The organism is Rugamonas sp. (assembly GCF_025354735.1).
GTDB lineage: Bacteria > Pseudomonadota > Gammaproteobacteria > Burkholderiales > Burkholderiaceae_D > Rugamonas.
Genome location: NZ_JANXMI010000230.1, coordinates 1 through 22,028, shown reverse-complemented (window position 1 = coordinate 22,028; position 22,028 = coordinate 1). Strand labels below are relative to the sequence as shown.

The window sequence follows — 22,028 nt, the reverse complement described above, 5'->3', positions numbered from 1 at the left end:
GGGCGCAGCATGGTCATTTTTGATCTCCCTTTTTACCGCGTATCAGCGACTCCGGATGACGCTCCAGATAATCGGACAAGGTGTTCAGCGATTGCAGCGTTTGCGTCAGCTGCTGCAAGGCTTCGCGCAGGTCGGACTGCACCGGCGAATCCTTTTGCAGCACCTGCTCGGCCGCGCCGAAGGTGTGCTGGGCCGCGTGCAGCGTGTCCTTCATTTCCGGCACCACCTGGCCGTCGATCTGCTTGAACAGGGCGTTGGCGCTCTTGAGCGTCGCGTCCAGGCTTTTCAGCGACACATTGAGGTTGTTGCCGATGTCGCCGAACGGAATCTGATCGAGCTTGCGGGCGATGCTGGCGACCTGCGTCTGCAATTCGTCGAGCGTGTTCGGCACCGTCGGCACCTGGACCGGCATCTGGTTCACGTCGACCGTGACCGGCGGCGCTTTCGGGAAGAAGTCGAGCGCGATGTACAACTGGCTGGTCAGCAGATTACCGGTGCGCAGCTGCGCGCGCAGGCCCTGGCCGACCATGCGCTGCAAGACCATCGAGCCGGCGTGGCGGTCGTTCTCGTCGATCAGCGTCTGCTCGAAGCTCTTGCCCAGGCGGCGCGGATAAAGGTCCACCGTGACCGGCATGCGGAAGCTTTTCTTGACCGGATCGAATTCGACGCCGACCGAGCGCACCTCGCCGAGCACGATGCCGCGGAAGTCGACCGGCGCGCCCGGCGACAGGCCGCGCAGCGACTGGTCGAAATAGAACACGGTGGTGATGGGCCGGCCGTCCGGTTCGCGCAGCGCGCTGGCCTGGTCGGCCGCCAGCACGAAGTTGGTGCCCTGCGGCGCCATCGCCGGCGGGCGCTGGCCGTCGATGGACTCGAAGGCGACGCCGCCCACCAGCAGCGCGGCCAGCGATTGCGTATTGAGTTTGAAGCCGCTCGAATCGAGCCGCACGTCGACGCCGCTGGCGTGCCACCAGCGCGTGTCCTTGCCGACGTACTGGTCGTAGGGCGCGTTGACGAACACCGTCATCGTCACGCCGGCGCCGGACGGGTCGAGCGCGTAGTTGACCACCTGGCCGACCGGAATGCGGCGGTAGAACAGCGGCGTGCCGGTGTCGATGGAGCCCAGGCTCTGGCCGTGCAGCGTGTACTGCGTGCCCTTCTGGTCGCCGATAATCTGCGGCACCTGTTCCAGGCCGACGAATTCGCTGGCCTCGTCGCCGGACTTGCCGGCGTCGACGCCGATGTAGGCGCCCGACAGCAGCGTGCCCAGGCCCGACACGCCGGACGCGCCGACGCGCGGGCGCACCACCCAGAAGCGCGTGTCGGCGGTGGTGAAGCGGCGCGCCTCCTTGGTCATGTCGATCGTCACGATCACCTTCGACAGGTCGGGATCGATCTTCACCGAACGCACCAGGCCGATGTCGACGTCCTTGAATTTGACCTTGGTCTTGCCCGGCTCCAGGCCGTCGCCGGTGCGGAAGCTGACCGTCACCGTCGGCCCCTTGTCGAGCACCGAGCGCGCCACCAGGCCGATGCCGATCAGCGCCGCCAGCAGCGGGATCAGCCAGACCAGCGACGGCAGCCAGCGGCTGCCCCGGTCGACGGCCGGCGTGGGCAGCATCAGCGCGGGCTGTTCGCCTTCTTGTTCAGACATGTGGTTCTCCAGATTGTTGCGGTTGATTCGAAGGATGCGGTGGATGCGGCGGGGCCGGTTCGGCGTGGTCCCAGATCAGGCGCGGGTCGAAGGCGCGCGAGGCCAGCATGGTCAGCACCACGACCGCGCAAAACGCCATCGCGCCGGGTCCGGGCGTGATCGTCGCCAGCGATTTGAAGCGCACCAGCGCCACCGTCAGCGTGATGACGAAGATGTCGAGCATCGACCAGCGGCCGACGAATTCGACGATCCGGTACAACATCGTGCGCTGGTGCGGCTGCCATGACGAGCGGCGCTGCGAAGTCCAGGCCAGCAGCGACAGCACGGCGAGCTTCAACAGGGGCACCAGGATGCTGGCCGTGAAGATGATGACCGCCAGCGCCACCGCGCCGGTGCGCCAGAAGTAGACCACGCCGCTGATGATGGTGTCGACCTGGCCGCCCAGCAGCGCGTGCGTGTACAGCACCGGCATCAGGTTGGCCGGAATATACAGGATGGCCGCCGCCAGCAACAGGGCCCAGGTGCGGCCGATGCTGTCGGGACGGCGCCGGTGCAGCGCCTTGCCGCAGCGGCGGCAGCTCTGGCGGCGGATGCCGGCGTCCGCCGCGACGATGCCGCAGGCGTGGCACACCAGCGGCGCCGGGCCGCCGGCCACCGGCCGGTAGTGCAGCGGCGGCGGCGGCGGCACGGCGACGTCGTCGCCGGCGTTCCACAGCCGGCGCGGATCATAGGCCACCACCACGGCCAGCATCACCGTCAGCGCGGCGAACGCGAACAGGCCCGGTTGCGGCGTGATCTTGGCCTGGCCGTGCAGTTTAATCAGCGTGACGAGGATGCCGAGCATCAGCACCTCGGTCATGCTCCAGCGCCGCGCCGCCGCCACCATGCGCAGCAGCGTGTTCAGGCCGGGCGGACGCCAGCCGCCGCGCAGCGCCAGCGTCACATATAAAAGCGCGGTCAGCTCCAGCGCCGGATAGACGATGGTGAACAGGAAGACGACGGCGGCCACCGCCTCCATCTGCTCCGACCACAGCACCCCGATGGCGCCGAACAAAGTGGAGCTGGTGTGCTGGCCGTTGAAGTCGACGCCGACGATGGGACAGAGCTGCGCGATGAGGAAGGTCAGCAAGGTGGCCATGATGATGGCGGCCATGCGATTGAGATCGGCGCCGACGCCGCGATAGAGGATGGACGTGCAGCGCACGCAGCGCGCTCTTTCGCGCGGACGAAGCGGCATCCTGCGATGCAGCAGGCCACATTCGTCACAGCTGATTAGATCATATCGGCGCACAGGGTCAGGGTAGGCTGGTAGTCAAGCCAGCATCATACGATAAAGCGCCGCAATAGAGCGCGTGCGCAGGGACGCCGCCGCCCCTGCTTTCTTTGATGCGCTTATTTGATGCTGCTGTCGAGCGTCACGAAATCGTCGGTCTTGTGCAGCGAGCGCCACGCCGCCAGCAGCGCCGGCGGCGGCGCCACCAGCTTGCGCGCGGCCAGATCGAGCCAGCCGCCGGCGCTGTTGACGCGCGCGGCCAGCTTGCCGTCGGAACGGATCACGTCCGTGCGCAGCATCCAGCGGCTGCCGTCGTCCGACATGCCGGCCACGCCCAGCGTGACCTTGATTTCATCGAGCAGCATCACTTCCTTGAAATACGAGATCTCGTCCTTCATCGCCACCGGGCCGATTTGCAGGCGTTTGAATTCGCTCATCGGAAAACCGTGCTCCGCCAAAAACAGCATGCGCACGTCGCCGGCCTTGTCCAGGAAGGCCGTATTGCGCATATGGCTGTTGAAATCCATGTCGCTCCAACCGGCCATCATCGTCTTCTCAAACATCGCGCCCTCCTCACTTATTTTCAATGCCCGCCATGATAGGGCATAGCCGGCGCGCCTGCAGGAAGCGCCGCGTTCAGGCGGCGAGAAAATCGAACAGCGTCAGCGCCACCACCTTGGTCGCCTTGCGCAAGTCTTCCAGCAGCAGGCGCTCGTCGGCCTTCTTGGCGTTCGACTCCGGCACCGTGCGCGGACCGGCGCCATACAGCACGGCCGGTATGCCATGTTCGCCGTACAGGCGCGCATCGGCGTACAGCGGCGTGCCCTGCGCCGGTATCAGCTCGCCGATCACGCTTTGCGCATTGTGCTGCAAGGCCTCCACCAGCTGCGCGCCGCCCGGCTGCGGCCGCAGCGCCCGCGACAGCAGCAAGCGCCGGATCTCGACCCGGATGCCGGCCATGCCGCGCGCCGCATCCATTATCAGCGCCCGCACCTGCGCCTCCACCGCGACCGGATCTTCTTCCGGAATCATGCGGCGGTCCATCTTCATCACCACTTTTCCCGGCACCACATTGGTGTTGGTGCCGCCGTCGATGCGGCCGACCAGCATCGTCGGCGAGTCTATACCCGGCACGCTGGAATGGATTTTTTTCAGCTCCGGCAGCTGCCCGTAGATCGCGTTGAGGATTTTGGCGGCGGCCTGCAAGGCATCGTGCCCGGTTTCCGGCATGGCGCCGTGGCCGGACTTGCCGTGCACCGTGATCTCCAGTTGCAGGCAGGCGTTGTGCGCGGTGACGATGTTGTAGCTGAAGCCGGCCGCGATGACGAAATCGGGCTTGCTCAACTTTTGCTCCAGCAGCCAGCCCGGTCCCAGCAAGCCGCCGAATTCCTCGTCGTAAGTGAAGTGCAGTTCCACGCCGCCTTTCAGCGGCACGCCCAAGGCTTCGAGCGCGCGCACGGCGAAAATATAAGTGGCGAAGTCGCACTTGGACACGGCGGCCGCGCGGCCGTAGATATAGCCGTCCTCGATCACGCCGCCGTAGGGCGGATAACTCCAGCCGTCGCCGGGCGGCACCACGTCGCCGTGCGCGTTCAGCGCCAGCGTCGGGCCGTCCGCCGCGTACGGACGGCGCACGATCAGGTTGGTGATGCTCTGCATGCCGTAGTCGCGCACCTGCTGCGCCGGCACCGCGTGCTTCTCGGCGTGCCAGCCGAAGTCCTCGACCAGCCCCGCCACCAGCTCCGCGTGCGGCGCATTGTTACCGGGCGGCGTATCGGTCGGCACGCGCAGCACCTGCTGCAAAAAGCCGACCTCCTCGCCGAAGTGGGCGTCGATCCAGTTGACCAGCTTTTCCTTGTTCGCTCTGATGTCCATGCTGTGTCCTTATTTTGCGCCGGCTTCGAACCAGGCGCCGATCTGCGCCCGTTCGGCGTCGGTCATGTTGGTCAGGTTCGCCAGCGGCATCGCCTTCAGCTGGACCGCCTGTTTGTAGATTTTTTCCGCGTTGCGGCGGATCTGGTCAGCGCTGTCGAAGGTGACGCCGAGCGGCGCGGCGGCAAAGCCGGCCTGGGTCGGGTGGGCGGAATGGCAGGACGCGCAGCGCTGCGCGATCACGCCTTGCACCTGCGCGAATTGAGCGGCGGGATCGGCCACCGCCACACCGGCGGCCGGCCGCGCCGGCGCAATGGCCACCGCCACCGCCAGCAGCAGCGCCACGCCGATGGCCGGATAGCGCCACTCGATGCGGCCCTTGTGGCGCAGGTTGAAGAAATGGCGGATGAAGACGCCGGCCGCCATGATAAAGGCCAGCACCAGCCACGCGCGGTCGTTCCGGTACGTCATCGCGTAGTGGTTGGAGATCATGATGAACAACACCGGCAACGTGAAATAGTTATTGTGGACGCTGCGCTGTTTGGCCTTCTGGCCGTGGACGGGATCGGGCAGGCGGCCGGCCTGCATCGCCTCGACCATCTTGCGCTGGCCGGGAATAATCAGCATCAGCACATTGGCGACCATGATGGTACCTATCATCGCGCCGACGTGGATGTAGGCGGCGCGGCCGCTCAGTACATGCGTCAAGCCGTAGGCCACGGCGACGATCAGCGCGAACACGACGACGCCGAACCACAGCTCGCGCCTGGCCAGCGGCGAGCGGCACAACAGGTCATACACGGTCCAGCCGACCACCAGGGTGCCGATGCCGATGCCGATCGCCTGCCAGCTGCCGATGTCGGCCACCGACTTATCGACCATCATCGCCTGCGCGTTGAAGTAGTAGGCGATGGTCAGCAGCGCGAAGCCGGACAGCCAGGTGGAATAAGCCTCCCATTTGAACCAGTGCAGCTGCTTCGGCAGTTCGGCCGGCGCCACCAGGTATTTTTGCGGGTTGTAGAAACCACCGCCGTGCACCGCCCACAACTCGCCCGACACGCCCTTCTTCGCCAGGTCGGACCCGGGCGCCGGCGGCCGGATCGAATTATCGAGCCAGACGAAATAAAACGAGGCGCCGATCCAGGCGATACCGGTGATGACATGCAGCCAGCGCACGATCAGGTTGAGCCACTCAAGGCCGTACGGGATCAGATAGGCAAAGACGCTCATGGATTCCTTGAAAAATAGGACGGTCGAATTTACAGAAGATAAAGGTTTTTACCCCATTGAACATGAAAAATATCGTATATTCAACATATTCAAGCACATATATTTCATCATGTCCGCCCTGCCGCAACATCTGGATCTGCACCTGATCCGCATCCTCTACATGCTGCTGGTCGAGAAGAACGTCTCGCGCGTCGCGCTCAAGCTCAATCAGCCGCAGCCCTCGATCTCGGCCTCGCTGCGCAAGCTGCGCGAGCTGACCGGCGATCCGCTGCTGGTGCGCGGCGCGCGCGGCATGGTGCCGACCCAGCACGGCGAAAGCCTGCTGGCGCCGGCCAAGCGCATCCTCGACGAGACCGAGAACCTGTTCGTCAAGAAGTCGCCCTTCGTGCCGCACGAGGAGGCGCGCACCTTCCACATCGCCGCCCCCGATTATCTGGACAGCCAGTTCCTGCCCAACGTGGTGGCGCTGCTGCGCCGCGGCTCGCCGAAAAGCCGCGTCGTCATCCACAGCCTGGGACCGGGCGTCGACTATATCCGCATGCTGTCGGACGGCGACATGGACCTCGTCATCGCCAACTGGGACGAGCCGCCGCAGCACCTGCACACGTCCAAGCTCTTCGAGGATCCCATCGTCTGCATCATGCGCAACGACAGCGCGTATGCGATGCGCACCGCCAGCGACGCGATGACCATCGACGATTATCTGAGCCTGCCGCACGTGGCGCCGTCGCAGCTGGTGCCCGGCTACTACGGCGTGATCGACGCGTTTTTGGAGCGCCAGGATTTGAAGCGCAACGTGATGGTGGAATCGGCCTATTTCGGACTGATTCCGTACATGTTGACGCAGACGGACCTGGTGCTGACCACCGGCCGCCAGTTCGTGCGCTACTATGAAAAGACACTGCCGCTGAAGACCTACGCGGTGCCGGTGAAATTCCCGGCGATGCGCTTTTACCAGCTGTGGCACGAGCGCGTGCACCAGGCGCCGGAACACAAATGGCTGCGCGACCAGGTCAGCGCGGCCGCCAAGGCGCTGGCGACGAAGTAGTCCGCAGCCGGAAGGCCGCGGAAACCGGGGTCACGGAGCGGGCACGCTAGCCGGCCCGGCTAGCGTGCATCGCTTCAAAATATGCGGCATCACGGGCCGCATATACATTCCAGCGGCGCCGCGATATATGATCGAAGTCTGCACGCATCGGACCACGCCATGACCACACTGACTGAGTTGAACCACTGCGACGCCGCCGCGTTCACCGAGCGCCTGCGCGGCATCTACGAGCACTCGCCGTGGATACCGGAACGCGCCGCAGAGCAGCGCCCCTACGCCAGCGCCACCGCGCTGAAACTGGCGCTGCAAGCGGCCGTCGCCAACGCCACGGTCGACGAACAACTGGGCCTGATCCGCGCCCACCCCGAGCTGGCCGGCAAGGCCGCCATCGCCGGCCAGCTGACGGCCGAATCGACGCAGGAGCAATCGGCCTCCGGCCTGCACCTGTGCAGCGCCGCCGAATTCGCCGCGCTGCATCAGCTCAACGCCGACTACAAGGCCAAATTCGGCTTCCCCTTCATCCTCGCCGTCAAGGGCCCCGACGGCAAGGGCTACACGCGCCAGCACATCATCGCCACCTTCCAGCGCCGCCTGAGGCATCAACGCGCCGACGAAATCGCCGAGTGCCTGCGCCAGATCCACCGCATCGCCGAACTGCGCCTGAATGAGCTGCTGGGCACCGTGCTGGCATTCGGCCCCACCATCATGGCTCAATCGGACCTGCTCGCGGCATGGAGCGACAGCGCCGACCATCTCACCTGCGCCTACATGACGCAAGCCCACCGCCAAACGGCGGCGCAACTGGCCGAGTGGATGCGCGACGCCGGCATGCAGGTGCGGATCGACGCCGTCGGCAACGTCAGCGGCCGCTATCTGTCCGACGTCGCCGGCGCCAAAACGCTGATGACCGGATCGCACTACGACACGGTGCGCAACGGCGGCAAGTACGACGGCCGCCTCGGCATCCTGCTGCCGATCGCCATCGCGGCCCACCTGCACGGTCGCGGCGAAAAACTGCCCTTCCACTTCGAGATCGTCGGCTTCGCGGAGGAGGAAGGCGTGCGTTTCAAGAGCACTTTCTTGGGCAGCAACGCCGTCACCGGCCGCTTCGACCCGGCGCTGCTCGATCAGACCGACGCCGACGGCGTCACCATGCGCGACGCGCTGGCCGCCGCCGGCCATGACGCGGCGGCGATACCGGCCATCGCGCGCGATCCCACCGAGCTGCTGGCCTTCGTCGAAGTCCATATCGAACAAGGCCCGGTATTGCTGGAGCGCGGCCTGGCGCTCGGCGTGGTGACGGCCATCGCCGGCAGCTCGCGCTATCTGGTCGAGCTGACCGGCCTGGCCAGCCACGCCGGCACCACGCCGATGACGATGCGCAAAGACGCGGCGGCGGCGGCGGCGGAAATCGTGCTGCTGGTCGAGCGCCGCTGCGGCCAGGGCGGCTCGCTGGTCGGCACCGTCGGCCAGTTGCAGGTGCCGGACGGCTCGGTCAACGTGATCGCCGGCACCTGCAAATTGTCGCTCGATATACGCGCCGCCGACGACGCGGAGCGGCTGGCGGCGGTGCGCGACATCATGGACGGCATCGCGGCGATCTGCGCGCGGCGCCAGGTCGAGGTGGCGATGCAGCAGGTGGTCGACGCGGCGGCCGCGCCGTGCGCGCCGTGGCTGATGCGGCAGTTGGGCGACGCCGTGCAGCGCGCCGGCCTGCCGCGCCACGAGCTGCTGTCCGGCGCCGGCCACGATGCGATGGCGATGGCCGCCATCACCGACGTCGCCATGCTGTTCACGCGCTGCGGCAACGGCGGCATCAGCCACAATCCGCTGGAGACGATGACGGCCGACGACGCCGACATCGCGGCCCGGGTGCTGCTCGATTTTTTACGCGCATTCAAGCCGGAATTCAAGCCAGCATAAACAAGGGCCGATCAGGCGGCAGGCGCGGCGCGCGCCGTCAGCGCCAGCGCCGCCGCGACATCGGCGATGACCGCGTCCCACCCGCCGCTGTCGATGGCGCCGGCGCGCTGGCGGAACAAGCGCATTTGCGGATACCACGGCGTGTCGGCGCGCCCGCTCAGCCAGCGCCAGTCGGTGCGATAGTCGGGCAGCAGCAGCCAGCACGGCTTGCCGAGCGCGCCGGCCAGATGCGCCACCGCCGTGTCGACGCTGATGACGAGATCGAGGCTGGCGATCAGCGCCGCCGTCGCCGCAAAATCCGTCAAGCCGGCGGCGGCCGGATACAGGTCCATGCCGCGCGGCGGCTGCTCGGCCTCCGCTTCGCCTGGCCCCTTTTGCAGACTGACGAAACGCACGCCGGCCACCGCACCCAACGGCGCCAACGTCTGCAAGGAGGGCAGCGAACGGTCGCCGTCATTCTCGAAGTTGGGGTTGCCCTTCCACGCCAGCCCCACGCGCAAGCCGTGCCGCGGCAGCGCCGCCGACCATGTCCGTGTCAGCGCCGAATCGGCCGACAGATACGGTATCGGCGCATGGACATGATCGATGCGGGTGTCGAAAAACTTCGGCAAGCCCATAGGCAGGGTCCAGAAATCCCAGCCATCGGCCGGCACGTCGTCATCGGCGCCGTAGACCTGGTCGACGCCGGCCAGCGTCTGGAATAAAGTCGTCAATCCCGGCTGGCAGACGACGGCGACGCGCGCCGCGCCCAGCGCCTTGACGCAGGCGGCGTAGCGGCAGAAGTGGATCATGTCACCATGCCCGGCCTCGAAGCCGATCACGATGGCCTTGCCGGCCAGCGGCTCGCCGTTCCAGCGCGGGCAGTCGAAGCGATGGATGGTCGCGTCGAACTGCCAGCGCAGGTCCAGCAGCGGCCAGCCTTCGGACCAGCGGCCCTGGCGCAGCAGCAGGTAAGCGAGGTTGTAGCGCGCCTTGGCGTAGTCGGCGTCGAGCGCGATGGCGCGCCGGTGGCATTGCTCGGCCTCCGCTTCGCGCCGCACGCAGGCCAGCAGCACGCCCAGGTTGGACCATCCTGCGGCCGACCGCGGCGCCAGTTCGATGGCGCGGCGGCCGACCAGCTCCGCCTCGCCGAAACGCTTGCGTGTCCACAGCAGCACGCCGAAGTTGCGATGCAGTTGCGCGTGCTCCGGCAGCGCGGCGACGGCGCGGCGATACAGCGCTTCCGCCGCTTCCAGCGCGCCGCCCTGCTCCTTCAGCCACGCCAGATTGGCCAGCGCCGCGCCCTGCTCCGGCGCCAGCGCCAGCACGCGCGCGTAGCAGTCTTCGGCGCCGGCCAGGTCGCCGGAGGCCAGGCGCTGATTGCCTTGCTTGAACAGGACTTCAGCTTCGTCGACGGGCAGGGACATGGGATCGCGGACACGAAAGTAAAAACGCTGACAGCATAGCACCGCCCGGCCGGCGGCAGCACCGCGTCAACGGGCGCTGGCCGCGACGGCGCGCGCGATGTCGGCGAACAGCACGTCGCGCTGCGGCTTGGGCATCGCCGTATCTTTCAGGAAGACGGCCATGGCGTAGCGGCGGCCGTCGGCCAGCGTCATGATGGCGATATCGTTCCAGGCCGCGTTCTTGCCGGCGACCGTGCCGGAGGTGCCGGATTTATCGGCGAAATCGGCGCCGGCCGGAATGCCGCCGCGCAGACGGAAGGGGATGGTCTGCCTGCGCATCAAGTCGATCAGCAGCCGCGTCGATGGCGGCGACAGCAGCTCGCCGGCGGCCAGCTTGCGCAGGAAATCGGCGGCGGCCGCCGGCGTGCCGTGGTTGCGCGGATCGGCCAGCAGGTCGGCGTAGCCGAGCTTTTTCCGACGCAGCGTTTGCGCCGCCGTTTCGTGCGCGGGGATCGTCTCGCCCGGTCGCAGATGGTCGGCGACGCGTCCGATTTCGCCCTCGCCCGTTTCCACATGCAGACCGGTGATGCCGTGACCACGCAAATAGGCGCCCACCGCTTGCGGACCGCCCAGCACTTTGATCAGCGCATCGACGGCCGTGCTGTCGCTCTGGCTGACGGCGCCCACCAGCAGTTCGCGCACGGTAAAGACGGTGCGTCCCGCCGCCAGCTGGTCGCCGATGGACGGCACCGCCGAGCCTTCGACCAGGTCGGCCTGCGTCAGCGTGACGCTGCGGTCGAACGTCAGGCGGCCGGCGTCGATCTGCGCCAGCACGGCGGCGCTGACGGGCGCCTTGAATACGCTCATCAGCACGAACGACGCGTCGGCATCGACGCCCCAGCTTTTGGCGCCGGCCAGATCGAGCACCGCGATGCCCAGCTGCGCAGGCTTGGCCCGGCGCGCCAGCGTGTTCAATGTAGACTGAAGCGCGTCCGGGGTCGACGCGGCGGCGACCGGCGCGGCATGCGGCGCGGCCGCCGCCAGTACCGTCAACACCATCGCCAAGGGGAAGGAAAATAATCTGGCGCTCATTTTGGCGCTCAATGACATGCCGGGCATCGCTGACGTCCTGTCCTGTTTGAAAAAGATGGCTACCGTATCACGGATGGCCGTCAAAATAAAACCGGCGAATGAAATTACATGCGGGGCCGCGCCGGGGCGCGCGGCCGGGCGATGAATTCGGCCAGCGCCGCTTCCGGCAAGGGCTTGCTGAGCAAATAGCCCTGGTAGGCCTGGCAGCCCTCGGCGACGATGAAGGAAAACTGGCTGTCCGTTTCGACGCCCTCGGCCAGCACCGTCATCTTCAGCGCCTTGCCCAGTGCGACGATGATGCGCACGATGGCCGCGCCGTGGCCTTCGCGGAAGGCGTCCCAGATAAAGGTGTGGTCGATCTTGAGCTGGTCCAGCGGCAGCCGGTGCAGATAGGACAGCGACGAATAGCCGGTGCCGAAATCGTCGAGCGCGAAGCCGACGCCGATCTGTTTGAGGCGCTTCATTTTTTCGATCGTGCCATCGACATCCTTGAGCAGCAGGCTTTCCGTCAGCTCCAGTTTTAATCGGCTCGGCCGCGCCCCGCTTTCCCGCAGCACCGCCAGCACCGTCTCGACAAAGTCGGCGCGGTGGAACTGGTAGGCGCTGACGTTGACCGCCATCTCCAGCATGTCGGTGGCGCGGCTGGCGCCCCAGCGCGCCAGCTGGCGGCACGCGGTCTCCATCACCCAGCGCCCGAGCGGGATAATCAGGCCGGTCTCCTCGGCGATGGCGATGAATTCGGACGGCGGCACCAGCCCGCGCCGGGGATGCTGCCAGCGCACCAGCGCCTCGGCGCCGCACAGCCGGCCGTCGACGGCGGCCTGCGGCTGGTAGTGCAGCACGAATTCCTGATGCGCCAACGCCTGCCGCAGGTCGGCCTCCAGCGCCACCCGCGCCGACACCCTGGCCTGCATGTCGGGATCGAAGAAGGAGATGCCGTTGCGGCCGCCGGCCTTGGACTGGTACATCGCCATGTCGGCGCGTTTGAGCACGTCGTCGACGCTGCCGGAGCCGCCGTCGAAAATGGTGATGCCGACGCTGGGTGTGCTGTATTCCGCGACGCCGGCGATATCGAACGGCGCGCCGAACGCCGCCAGCACCTTGCCGCCGATGGCCTGCGCGCCGGCCGCCGCCTCGACGTCGGTGACGCCGAGGTCTTCGAGCAGGATCACGAATTCGTCGCCGCCGAAACGCGCCACCGTGTCGCTGTCGCGCACCACGCCGCGCAGGCGCCCGGCCACCAGTTGCAGCAGGATGTCGCCCTTGTCGTGACCGCGCGTGTCGTTGATGGCCTTGAAGTTATCGAGATCGATAACCAGCAGCGCGCCGGGACGCGCGACGCGGCGGCACAGTTCCAGCGCGTGCTCGACGCGGTTGAGCAGCAACTGCCGGTTCGGCAGGCCGGTGAGCTTGTCGTAAAAGGCCAGCGCGTGGATTTCGGCCTCGCTGGCCTTGCGCTGGCTGATGTCGAGGAAATAGATCGCCAGCCCTTCCTGCGACGGATAGGCGCGGATTTCAGTCCACAGATCGAGTGGCTCGTAATACTCCTCGAACGAGACCGAGGTATTGGTTTCCATCGCCTTGTGATAGGCGCGGTAATACGGGCCGCCGACGGCCTCCGGAAAACTGGTCCAGACATTGACGCCGACGACGTTCTCGCGCGTGCATTGCAGCAGCCGTTCCGCTTCGCTGTTCAGGTACGTCAGGGTCCAGTCGCGGTCCACCATCAAAAAGGCGTCGGTGATGCTTTCGAGTGTAGTCGTCAGGCGCTCGCTCAGTTGCGAGGCGCTGAACTCGAGCGCCTTCTTGTCGCTGATGTCCTGGCAGGCGCCCTGCACCTGCAACAGCGCGCCGTCGGCGTCGCGCACGGCCTCGCCGATGGCGCGCACCCAGACCACGCGGCCGCCGCTGGTGAGGATCTGCATCTCCTCGTCGAACGGCGCGCCCTCGCGCAGGCAGCGCGCATACAGCTGCTCGGCCTTGGCGTGCCAGCCGGGCGGATAGTAGCGCATCGCCTGTTCCAGCGTGAGGACGGTGCCGTGCGGGACTTCGTGTATGTCGCACACTTCGTCGGACCACAGCACGCGGTCGGTGGCGACGTCGATCATCCAGCCGCCCAGGCGCGCGATGCGGCCGGCGGTCTGCAACAGCGCGGCGCTTTGCAGCAGGCGGCGCTGGGAGATGCTGTAAGTGGCGGAGGCGGAAGGCGTCGCTTGCATCTTTAAAGGCCCGGTCAGAGCATCCACGCGCCACGGGATCGCCGATACGATGCGCGCAATGACTGATCCGATAATAAACATTAACGCATCGTCATGCGACCGAAAACTGCGCGCCGCGCAGGAAAACAACAGCGGGACGAGGGATGGCGGGCGGCGGCCGGACCTGCGCGCCGCCGTTTTACATGCCGCCTCCTACACGATCCCGGCGCGCTCCAGCATCGCGTGCAGCAGCACGTTGCAGCCGGCTTCGAGGTGCTCGGACTTGGCGTCCTCGATTTCGTTGTGGCTGATGCCATCCTTGCAGGGCACGAATATCATGCCGGCCGGCGCCAGCCGCGCCGCGTAGATCGCATCGTGGCCGGCGCCGGACACCACGTCCATCGTCGAGTAGCCCAGCTTGGCGGTGGCGTTGCGCACCGCGTCCACGCATTCGGGATGGAAGGGGCATGGCGGATAATAGGACACGCGTTCGACGGTGATGCCGAGTCCCGTTTCGCTGCGGGTCCGGTCGATAAAGGCCAGCATCTCGCCGTGCATGGTGTTGAGCAGCTCATCGTTCACGTTGCGCAGGTCGATGCTGAATTTGACTTCGCCCGGAATCACGTTGCGGCTGTTCGGGAACAGCTGCACCATGCCGACCGTGCCGCGGCCATAGGGCGGATAGCGGTTGGCGATGGCGACCACTTCCTGCATGATTTTGGTCGACACCTGCAAGGCATCCTTGCGCAACCCCATCGGCGTCGGGCCGGCGTGCGCCTCCATGCCGGTGACGACGCAGTCGTACCACGACAGGCCCATCACGGCCGGCACCACGCCGATCACCTTGTCGGCGTCTTCCAGAACCGGGCCTTGTTCTATATGGGTTTCGAAGTAGGCGCCGATCGGATGCTGGCCCGGCACCTGCTCGCCCTTGTAGCCGATGCGCGCCAGTTCTTCGCCGACGGTTTTGCCTTCGGTGTCCCTGGCGGCATAGGCGGTCTCCAGACTGAAGGCGCCGCAGAACACGCCGGAGCCCATCATCACCGGCACGAAGCGCGAGCCTTCCTCGTTGGTCCAGAAGGCCACTTCGATCGGCGCCTCGGTCTTGATCTTCAAATCGTTCAGCGTGCGCACCACTTCCAGCCCGGCCAGCACGCCGTAGTTGCCGTCGAATTTGCCGCCGGTCGGCTGGGTGTCGATATGGCTGCCCGTCATCACCGGCGGCAGCGCGTTGTTGGCGCCGTCGCGGCGCATGAAGACATTGCCGATCTGGTCGACCGTGATGCTCATGCCGGCCTCCCGGCCCCAGCCGACGACGAGGTCGCGGCCCTGCTTGTCCAGGTCCGTCAGCGCCAGGCGCTTGACGCCGCCTTTCGGCGTCGCGCCTATCTGCGCCAGTTCCATCAGCGCCGACCACAGACGTTCGCCATTGATACGCATATCGCTCATCGTCCCACTCCTTGAAATTTGTCAGCTTGCCGATACCGGCGTGAAGGCGGGACGGTCGATGTGGCGGCCCCCGCCCTCCACCGCCATCAGCACGCCGCGATGGAACACCACGTTGCCGGCGGCCAGCGTGGTGCTCGGAATGCCGCGCACCGTGCGGCCCTCGAAGACGTTGAAGCCGCCCTTGGCGAATTGCGTCTTGGCCGAAATGGTGCGCGTGCCTTCCGGGTCCCAGACCACGATGTCGGCGTCGGCGCCGACCGCGATCACGCCCTTGCGCGGATACATATTGAAAATCTGGGCGGCGTTGGCCGACGTCACGCGCACGAATTCGGAAGGCGTCAGCAGGCCGGTGCGCACGCCCGCGTCCCACACCACCGACATGCGGTCTTCGACGCCGCCGCAGCCATTCGGGATCTTGGTGAAGTTGTCCTTGCCGGCCGCCTTCTGCTCGGCGCAGAAGGTGCAGTGGTCGGTCGCCGTGGTGTGCAGATTGCCGGCCTGCAGGCCGTGCCACAGCGCGGCCTGATGGTGCTTGCCGCGGAAGGGAGGACTCATCACGTGGGCCGCCGCGAATTCCAGGTCCTTGCTTTGATAGACGCTGTCGTCGATCACCAGGTGTCCCGCCAGCGCCTCGCCGTACACGCGCTGGCCGTTGGCGCGCGCGCGGGTGATGGCATCGAGCGATTCGGCGCACGACACGTGGACGATGTAGACCGGCGTGTTGAGCACATTGGCGATGGCGATGGCGCGGTTGGCCGCTTCCGCTTCGACGGCGGGAGGCCGCGACAACGGGTGCGAACTCGGTCCCGTCAAGCCCTGCTTGAGCAGGTCTTGCTGGAGCTGATAAACGAGCTCGCCGTTTTCCGCGTGCACGGTCGGAATGGCGCCCAGCTCCAGCGAGCGGCGGAAGCTTTTCACCAGCGTCTCGTCGTCGGCCATGATGGCGTTTTTATAGGCCATGAAATGCTTGAAGCTGTTCACGCCATGGTCGCGCACCAGCGTGCCCATGTCGCGGTGCACGGTCTCGTCCCACCACGTGATGGCGACGTGGAAGGTGTAGTCGCCGGCCGCCTTCTGGGCCCAGCCGCGCCAGTTGCGGTAAGCCTCCATCAGCGACTGCTTGGGATCGGGGATCACGAAATCCATGATGGTGGTGGTGCCGCCGGCCAGGCCGGCGGCGGTGCCGGTGAAGAAATCGTCGGCCGTCACGGTGCCCATGAACGGCAAGTTCATATGCGTGTGCGGGTCGATGCCGCCGGGGATCACGTACTGGCCGCTGGCGTCGATCACCTTGGCCGAATGCGGCGCGTCCAGGCTCTCGCCGACGGCGACGATCTTGTCGCCGTAGCACAGCACATCGGCGCGAAAAGCGCGGTCCGCATTGACGACGGTGCCGCCGCGAATAATGGTTGTCATGGACATCTCCTGAAACGGTGGTGGCTATCGAGGACTAAGCCGCTGGCTGTAACGCGGGTAGCGCTTTGCCCTTCATCATAACCGCATACACCAGCGCCGAAATAACGATTCCGACAAACCAGGCATACGTGTAAATCGTTTTGAAAATATCGGCCACGTCGGGGACGGAGGCCGGAAAAGCGGCGTTCAAAAAGCCGGGGACGTTGGGCAGCACGCCGATCACGAAGGCCACCAGCGCCGCCATGTTCCAGCCGCCGCCATAGGAATACTGGCCGCCTTCGCGGTACAGCTGCGCGACGTTCAATTCGGTCTTGCGCACGAAGTAGTAATCGATGATGAGGATGCCGGCGATGGGGCCGAGCAGCGCCGAATAACCGATCAGCCACGTGAAGATATAACCCTGCGTGGATTCGAGTATTTTCCACGGCATCATCAGGATGGCGATCGAGGCGGTGATATAGCCGCCCGTCTTGTAGGAGATCTGCTTCGGCGCCAGCGAGGAAAAATCATAGGCCGGGCCGACCAGATTGGCCGCCAGGTTGACGCTGACGGTGTCGACCAGCAGCACGATCAGGGCGATCAGCACGGCCGCGCCGGTCATGCGGCTGGCCAGGTCGACCGGGTCCCAGATCGCCTTGCCGTACAGGACGACGGTGGCCGAGGTGACGATCACCGCCAGCATCGCCAGCAGGCCCATCGGCACCGGCAGGCCGACCGACTGGCCGATGATCTGGTCGCGCTGCGTCCTGGCGAAGCGGGTGAAGTCGGGGATGTTCAGCGCCAGGGTGGCCCAGAAGCCGACCATCGCCGTCAGCGAGGGCCAGAAGACGCTCCAGAACTGGCCGGCCTTCTTGCCGCCGGCGACGAACTGCGAAGGCTGCTCGAACAGCGGGCCGAAGCCGCCGGCCTTCTCGTTGACCCAGGCCAGCAGCACGAAGCAGATGGCGATCTTCAGCGGCGCCGTGTAGGTTTCCAGCTTGCGGATCGCTTCCATGCCGTGCAGGATGTAGTAGAACTGGATGCCCCAGAAGGCCAGGAAGCACAGCAACTGGCTGGCGTTGATGCCCAGGCCGGCGATTTTTTCGCCGCCCAGCTCATGGCCCAGCAGCACGCCCACCAGGGTGTAGATCATCTGCCCGCCGAACCAGGTCTGGATGCCGTACCAGCCGCAGGCGACGATGGCGCGCATCAGCGCCGGCAGGCGCGCCCCGGAGGTGCCGAAGGAGGCGCGCGCCAGCACCGCGTAGGGGATGCCGTACTTGGTGCCGGCGTGGCCGATCAGCAGCATCGGCAGCAGCACGATGGCGTTGGCGAGGAACACCGTCAGCACCGCCTGGTAACCCGACATGCCGCTGTCGATCAGGCTGGCCGAGAGCGTGTAGGCGGGGATGCACATCACCATGCCGACCCACAGGGCGGCGAAGTGGTACCAGCGCCAGGTGCGCTGCGCGGCGCTGGTCGGCGCCAGGTCTTCGTTCCACAACTGGGTGTTGGCTGACAGATCGTTATTCACAGGTTTTTCTCCATTTTTTTATTCAGCCAGGGGGCCGGGGCGGTATTGTAAAACCAAAGGCGCCGCGCCGCGCCCGGAACGCGGCCCGGGCGCATTCAGTTTATAACAAATAGCCCCCTCATCGCGGCCCGGCGCGCGGATTCCTCGGGTCCTGCGTCCAGTTCATATACGGCTGGCCGGTATCCTGCGCCAGCATCGTGATGCAGCCCTGCACCGGGCAGGTGATCTCGCACAGATTGCAGCCGACGCACTCCGCCTCGATGATCTCGTAACTGCGCGCGCCGGCCGCGTCGATCAGTTGCGCGATCGACTGGTGCGAGGTGTCCTCGCAGGCCACGTAGCATTTGCCGCAGCCGATGCAGTCGGCCTGATTGATGCGCGCCACCACCCGGTAGTTCATGTCCAGGTATTTCCAGTCGGTGGTGTTGGCGACGGCCTTGCCGGAGAACTCGCTGATCGACTGGTAGCCCTTCTCGTCCATCCAGCGCGACAGGCCGTCCTTCATCTCCTCGACGATGCGGAAGCCGTGCAGCATGGCGGCCGTGCAGACCTGCACCGAGCCGGCGCCCAGGGCGATGAATTCGGCCGCGTCGCGCCAGTTGCCGATGCCGCCGATGCCGGAAATGGGCAGGCCGCGGGTCTGCGGGTCGCGGGCGATTTCGGCCACCATGTTCAGCGCGATCGGCTTCACGGCCGCGCCGCAGTAGCCGCCGTGCGTGCTGCTCGAACCCACCGTCGGCAACGCCACCATGCGGTCCAGGTCCAGCGAGGTGATCGAGTTGATGGTGTTGATCAGCGAGACGGCGTCGGCGCCGCCGGCCAGCGCGGCGCGCGCCGGCAGGCGCACGTCGGTGATGTTCGGCGTCAGCTTGACGATCACCGGCAGGCGCGAATGCTTCTTGCACCAGGCGGTGACCATCTGCACGTACTCCGGCACCTGGCCGACGGCCGCGCCCATGCCGCGCTCCGGCATGCCGTGCGGGCAGCCGAAATTGAGTTCGATGCCGTCCGCGCCGGTCGCCTCGACCAGCGGCAGGATGTCGGCCCAGAGCCGCTCCTCGCAGGGCAGCATCAGCGAGACGATGATGGCGCGGTCCGGCCAGTCCTTCTTCACCTGGGTGATTTCGCGCAGATTGATGTCCAGGCTGCGGTCGGTGATGAGTTCGATGTTGTTGAAGCCGATCACCTCGCGGTTCTTGCCGTACAGCGCGGAGTAGCGCGAGGAGACGTTGACGGCGGCCGGGTCCTCGCCCAGCGTTTTCCACACCACGCCGCCCCAGCCGGCCTGGAAGGCGCGCACCACGTTGTAGGCCTTGTCGGTGGGCGGCGCGGAGGCCAGCCAGAAGGGATTGGGCGACTTGATGCCGCAGAATTCTATGCTCAGATCAGCCATTACGCAGCCTCCGCAATCGATTGGATATCGCGATCAATGGCCAGCGCGGCCAGCTTGCCGTGCTGCACCGCCTGCACCGTCAAATCCTGCCCCGGCGCGACGCAGTCGCCGCCGGCGTAGACGCCCGCCAGGCGGGTGCGGAACTGCGCGTCGACGGCGATCTTCTCGCCCGCGTGCTCGAGCGCCGGCGCCAGCGGATCGTCCAGGCACTGGCCGATGGCCTTGAAGATGGCGTCGGCGCCGATGTCGAAGGTGAGGCCGTTGCCGGCCAGGCACCCGTCCACCATCGCCGTGCGCTCGAAGCGCATGCCGGCCACCCGCCCGGCGCTGTTGAGCATCACCTCCTGCGGCTGGGCCCAGGCGATCAGGCGCACCTGGTTGGCCTTGGCGATGTCCTGCTCGTGGCCGGTGGCCGTCATCGCCTCGAAGCCGCGCCGATACACCAGCGTCACCTCGCGCGCGCCCAGGCGGGCGATCTGCACCGCCATGTCGATGGCTGTGTTGCCGGCGCCGATGACGATGGCGCGCGCCGGCACCGGCAGGGTGGACAAATCGTCGCACTGGCGCAGCGCGGCGATGTAGTCCACCGCCGCCAGCAGGCCGGGCGCGTCCTCGCCCGTCAGGCCGAGGCGCCGGCTGGCGCCCAACCCCAGGCCGAGGAAGACGGCGTCGTAGCGCGCCTGAAGGTCATGCAGTTGCAGATTGCCGCCCAGGGTCTGTCCATAACGGATTTCGATGCCGCCGACGCCGAGCAGGAAGGCGATTTCCTTCTGCGCGTAGTCGTCGCACAACTTGTATTTGGCGATGCCGTATTCGTTCAGGCCGCCGGCCTTGACGCGCGCCTCGTAGACGACCACCTCGTGGCCCAGCAGCGCCAGGCGGTGCGCGCAGGACAAGCCGGCCGGACCGGCGCCGACCACGGCGACGCGCTTGCCGCTGGCCGGCGCGCGCGCGAAGGGATGGCTGGAAAAGCGCATGTGGTCGACGGCGTAGCGCTGCAGGGCGCCGATCTTCACCGGCGCGCCCTCGGCGTCGTGGTTGCGCACGCAGGCGTCCTCGCACAGGATCTCGGTCGGACAGACGCGCGCGCAACTGCCGCCCAAAATATTCTGCTTCAGGATGCCGGCCGCCGCGCCGTTGATGTTCTTCTCGTGGATGTTGCGGATGAAACTGGCGACGTCGATCTCCGACGGGCAGATGCGCGTGCACGGCGCGTCGTAGCAGTACAGGCAGCGCGCGCTTTCGATGGCCGCCTGGCGCGCGCTCAGCGGCGGCGCCAGATCGGTGAAGCGCCCGGCCAGCGCGGCGGCCGGCTCGGCCGGGCGCGGCAGGTGTTGGAGGGATTCGATCATCATAGCGGCTCCTGCGTGACGTGGGTCGGGAAATACGCAATGCCTGCTGCCGCCGCCCTCGTTGAACGAGTGCGGCGGCCCTTCCTGCCTTACTTCCTTACTTCCTTACTTCATCTGAGGGAAAGCAAATTCCACGCCCGCGCTGGCGGTGTTCGGCCAGCGCTGCATCACGGCCTTGTGGCGCGTGTAGAAACGCACGCCTTCCGGACCGTAGGCGTGGTGGTCGCCGAACATGCTGCGCTTCCAGCCGCCGAAACTGTTGAAGGCCATCGGCACCGGCAGCGGCACGTTGACGCCCACCATGCCGACCTGGATCTGCCGCACGAACTCGCGCGCCACGCCGCCGTCGCGGGTGTAGATGGCGACGCCGTTGCCGTACTCGTTGTCGTTGATCAGGGCCACGGCGCTGGCCACGTCCGGCGAACGCAGCACGCACAGCACCGGCCCGAAAATCTCCTCCTTGTAGATCGACATCTGCGGCGTCACATGGTCGAACAGGGTGCCGCCGACGAAGAAGCCGTTCTCGCGCCCCGCCACCTGGTGCCCGCGGCCGTCCACCAGCAGGGTCGCGCCCTGCTCGACGCCCTCGCCGATCAGGCGCTCGATGCGCTGCTTGGCGGCGGCCGACACCACCGGCCCCATTTCGGCGCCGGCCGCCATGCCGTCGCCTATTTTCAGTGCGGCCGTGCGCCGCGCCAGTGCGTCGATCAGCTTGTCGCCGGCGTCGCCCACCGCCACCACCACGGAGATGGCCATGCAGCGCTCGCCGGCCGAACCGTAGGCGGCGCCGATCAGCGCGTCCACGGTCATCTCCATGTCCGCGTCGGGCATCACCACCATGTGGTTCTTCGCCCCGCCCAGGGCCTGCACGCGCTTGCCGGCGGCGCTGCCGCGGGCGTAGATGTATTCGGCGATCGGCGTCGAGCCGACGAAGCTGATCGCCTGCACCAGCGGATGGTCGAGCAGCGCGTCGACCGTCACCTTGTCGCCCTGGACGACGTTGAAGACGCCGTCCGGCAGGCCGGCCTCCTTGAGCAGCCGGGCGTGCAGCAGCGAGGCCGAGGGGTCGCGCTCGGACGGCTTCAGCACGAAGGTGTTGCCGCAGGCGATGGCGACCGGGAACATCCACATCGGCACCATCACCGGGAAGTTGAACGGCGTGATGCCGGCCACCACGCCGAGCGCCTGGCGCATCGACCAGGCGTCGATGCCGCGCGAGATCTGGTCGGT

At 66.6% G+C, this 22,028-nt stretch carries 16 protein-coding genes; 2 read left to right on the top strand and 14 right to left on the bottom strand.

Going from position 1 to position 22,028, the window contains the following annotated elements; translation table 11 throughout:
• Window positions 1–13: 13 nt before the first annotated feature.
• The 5 genes from Q0S71_RS18570 to Q0S71_RS18550 form a co-directional block, all read right to left on the bottom strand.
• Window positions 14–1,654: an MlaD family protein gene (locus tag Q0S71_RS18570; RefSeq protein ID WP_295999144.1), complete on the bottom strand. Its 1,641-nt coding sequence runs from the start codon at window positions 1,652–1,654 to the stop codon at window positions 14–16.
• Window positions 1,647–2,945 (bottom strand): PqiA/YebS family transporter subunit, encoded by a 1,299-nt coding sequence (locus Q0S71_RS18565; RefSeq protein WP_295999141.1) that lies wholly within the window; start codon window positions 2,943–2,945, stop codon window positions 1,647–1,649. The genes Q0S71_RS18570 and Q0S71_RS18565 overlap by 8 nt, the downstream gene beginning before the upstream one ends.
• A 101-nt stretch (window positions 2,946–3,046) precedes the next feature.
• Entirely contained in the window at window positions 3,047–3,490 is a 444-nt protein-coding gene (locus Q0S71_RS18560; protein ID WP_295999138.1) for a thioesterase family protein, read from the bottom strand.
• 73 nt (window positions 3,491–3,563) lie between these two features.
• On the bottom strand, window positions 3,564–4,802 hold the full coding sequence (locus Q0S71_RS18555) for a M20/M25/M40 family metallo-hydrolase (RefSeq protein WP_295999136.1): 1,239 nt from the start codon (window positions 4,800–4,802) through the stop codon (window positions 3,564–3,566).
• A 9-nt stretch (window positions 4,803–4,811) separates the two neighbouring features.
• Window positions 4,812–6,029 (bottom strand): urate hydroxylase PuuD, encoded by a 1,218-nt coding sequence (locus Q0S71_RS18550; RefSeq protein WP_295999133.1) that lies wholly within the window; start codon window positions 6,027–6,029, stop codon window positions 4,812–4,814.
• Between the two features lie 109 nt (window positions 6,030–6,138).
• Here Q0S71_RS18550 and Q0S71_RS18545 point away from each other — a divergent pair, with 109 nt between their 5' ends.
• Both Q0S71_RS18545 and Q0S71_RS18540 read left to right on the top strand, forming a co-directional pair.
• A complete protein-coding gene (locus Q0S71_RS18545; RefSeq protein WP_295999130.1) occupies window positions 6,139–7,077 on the top strand; it encodes a LysR substrate-binding domain-containing protein in 939 nt (312 codons plus the stop codon).
• 159 nt (window positions 7,078–7,236) lie between these two features.
• A complete protein-coding gene (locus Q0S71_RS18540) occupies window positions 7,237–9,000 on the top strand; it encodes an allantoate amidohydrolase (RefSeq protein WP_295999128.1) in 1,764 nt (587 codons plus the stop codon).
• An 11-nt stretch (window positions 9,001–9,011) separates the two neighbouring features.
• Here the strand turns inward: Q0S71_RS18540 and Q0S71_RS18535 are convergent, their stop codons facing one another.
• The 9 genes from Q0S71_RS18535 to Q0S71_RS18495 form a co-directional block, all read right to left on the bottom strand.
• Complete coding sequence (locus tag Q0S71_RS18535; protein WP_295999125.1) at window positions 9,012–10,406, bottom strand: tetratricopeptide repeat protein; 1,395 nt, start codon at window positions 10,404–10,406, stop codon at window positions 9,012–9,014.
• Window positions 10,407–10,472: 66 nt separating this feature from the next.
• On the bottom strand, window positions 10,473–11,477 hold the full coding sequence (gene bla / locus Q0S71_RS18530; RefSeq protein ID WP_295999122.1) for a class A beta-lactamase: 1,005 nt from the start codon (window positions 11,475–11,477) through the stop codon (window positions 10,473–10,475).
• A 104-nt stretch (window positions 11,478–11,581) separates the two neighbouring features.
• The gene (locus tag Q0S71_RS18525) at window positions 11,582–13,696 is read right to left on the bottom strand and encodes a bifunctional diguanylate cyclase/phosphodiesterase (RefSeq protein WP_295999119.1); all 2,115 of its coding nucleotides are present in this window, start codon (window positions 13,694–13,696) and stop codon (window positions 11,582–11,584) included.
• Between the two features lie 192 nt (window positions 13,697–13,888).
• Complete coding sequence (locus Q0S71_RS18520) at window positions 13,889–15,124, bottom strand: Zn-dependent hydrolase (protein WP_295999117.1); 1,236 nt, start codon at window positions 15,122–15,124, stop codon at window positions 13,889–13,891.
• Between the two features lie 21 nt (window positions 15,125–15,145).
• On the bottom strand, window positions 15,146–16,540 hold the full coding sequence (gene hydA / locus Q0S71_RS18515; RefSeq protein WP_295999113.1) for a dihydropyrimidinase: 1,395 nt from the start codon (window positions 16,538–16,540) through the stop codon (window positions 15,146–15,148).
• A gap of 34 nt (window positions 16,541–16,574) precedes the next feature.
• Window positions 16,575–18,053 (bottom strand): NCS1 family nucleobase:cation symporter-1, encoded by a 1,479-nt coding sequence (locus Q0S71_RS18510; protein ID WP_295999109.1) that lies wholly within the window; start codon window positions 18,051–18,053, stop codon window positions 16,575–16,577.
• Between the two features lie 118 nt (window positions 18,054–18,171).
• Window positions 18,172–19,446 (bottom strand): NAD-dependent dihydropyrimidine dehydrogenase subunit PreA, encoded by a 1,275-nt coding sequence (gene preA, locus Q0S71_RS18505; protein WP_295999106.1) that lies wholly within the window; start codon window positions 19,444–19,446, stop codon window positions 18,172–18,174.
• A complete protein-coding gene (locus tag Q0S71_RS18500) occupies window positions 19,446–20,801 on the bottom strand; it encodes an NAD(P)-dependent oxidoreductase (RefSeq protein ID WP_295999103.1) in 1,356 nt (451 codons plus the stop codon). The genes preA and Q0S71_RS18500 overlap by 1 nt, the downstream gene beginning before the upstream one ends.
• A gap of 102 nt (window positions 20,802–20,903) precedes the next feature.
• The coding region (locus tag Q0S71_RS18495; protein WP_295999101.1) for a CoA-acylating methylmalonate-semialdehyde dehydrogenase at window positions 20,904–22,028 on the bottom strand (1,125 nt) is incomplete at its 5' end.

Coding starts and splice junctions, on each gene's coding strand:
- Q0S71_RS18525 (WP_295999119.1), bottom strand. CDS start 13,696: ATGCAAGCGACGCCTTCCGCCTCCGCCACTTACAGCATCTCCCAGCGC.
- preA (WP_295999106.1), bottom strand. CDS start 19,446: ATGGCTGATCTGAGCATAGAATTCTGCGGCATCAAGTCGCCCAATCCC.
- Q0S71_RS18555 (WP_295999136.1), bottom strand. CDS start 4,802: ATGGACATCAGAGCGAACAAGGAAAAGCTGGTCAACTGGATCGACGCC.
- Q0S71_RS18570 (WP_295999144.1), bottom strand. CDS start 1,654: ATGTCTGAACAAGAAGGCGAACAGCCCGCGCTGATGCTGCCCACGCCG.
- Q0S71_RS18500 (WP_295999103.1), bottom strand. CDS start 20,801: ATGATGATCGAATCCCTCCAACACCTGCCGCGCCCGGCCGAGCCGGCC.
- hydA (WP_295999113.1), bottom strand. CDS start 16,540: ATGACAACCATTATTCGCGGCGGCACCGTCGTCAATGCGGACCGCGCT.
- Q0S71_RS18535 (WP_295999125.1), bottom strand. CDS start 10,406: ATGTCCCTGCCCGTCGACGAAGCTGAAGTCCTGTTCAAGCAAGGCAAT.
- Q0S71_RS18545 (WP_295999130.1), top strand. CDS start 6,139: ATGTCCGCCCTGCCGCAACATCTGGATCTGCACCTGATCCGCATCCTC.
- Q0S71_RS18550 (WP_295999133.1), bottom strand. CDS start 6,029: ATGAGCGTCTTTGCCTATCTGATCCCGTACGGCCTTGAGTGGCTCAAC.
- bla (WP_295999122.1), bottom strand. CDS start 11,477: ATGAGCGCCAGATTATTTTCCTTCCCCTTGGCGATGGTGTTGACGGTA.
- Q0S71_RS18540 (WP_295999128.1), top strand. CDS start 7,237: ATGACCACACTGACTGAGTTGAACCACTGCGACGCCGCCGCGTTCACC.
- Q0S71_RS18520 (WP_295999117.1), bottom strand. CDS start 15,124: ATGAGCGATATGCGTATCAATGGCGAACGTCTGTGGTCGGCGCTGATG.
- Q0S71_RS18560 (WP_295999138.1), bottom strand. CDS start 3,490: ATGTTTGAGAAGACGATGATGGCCGGTTGGAGCGACATGGATTTCAAC.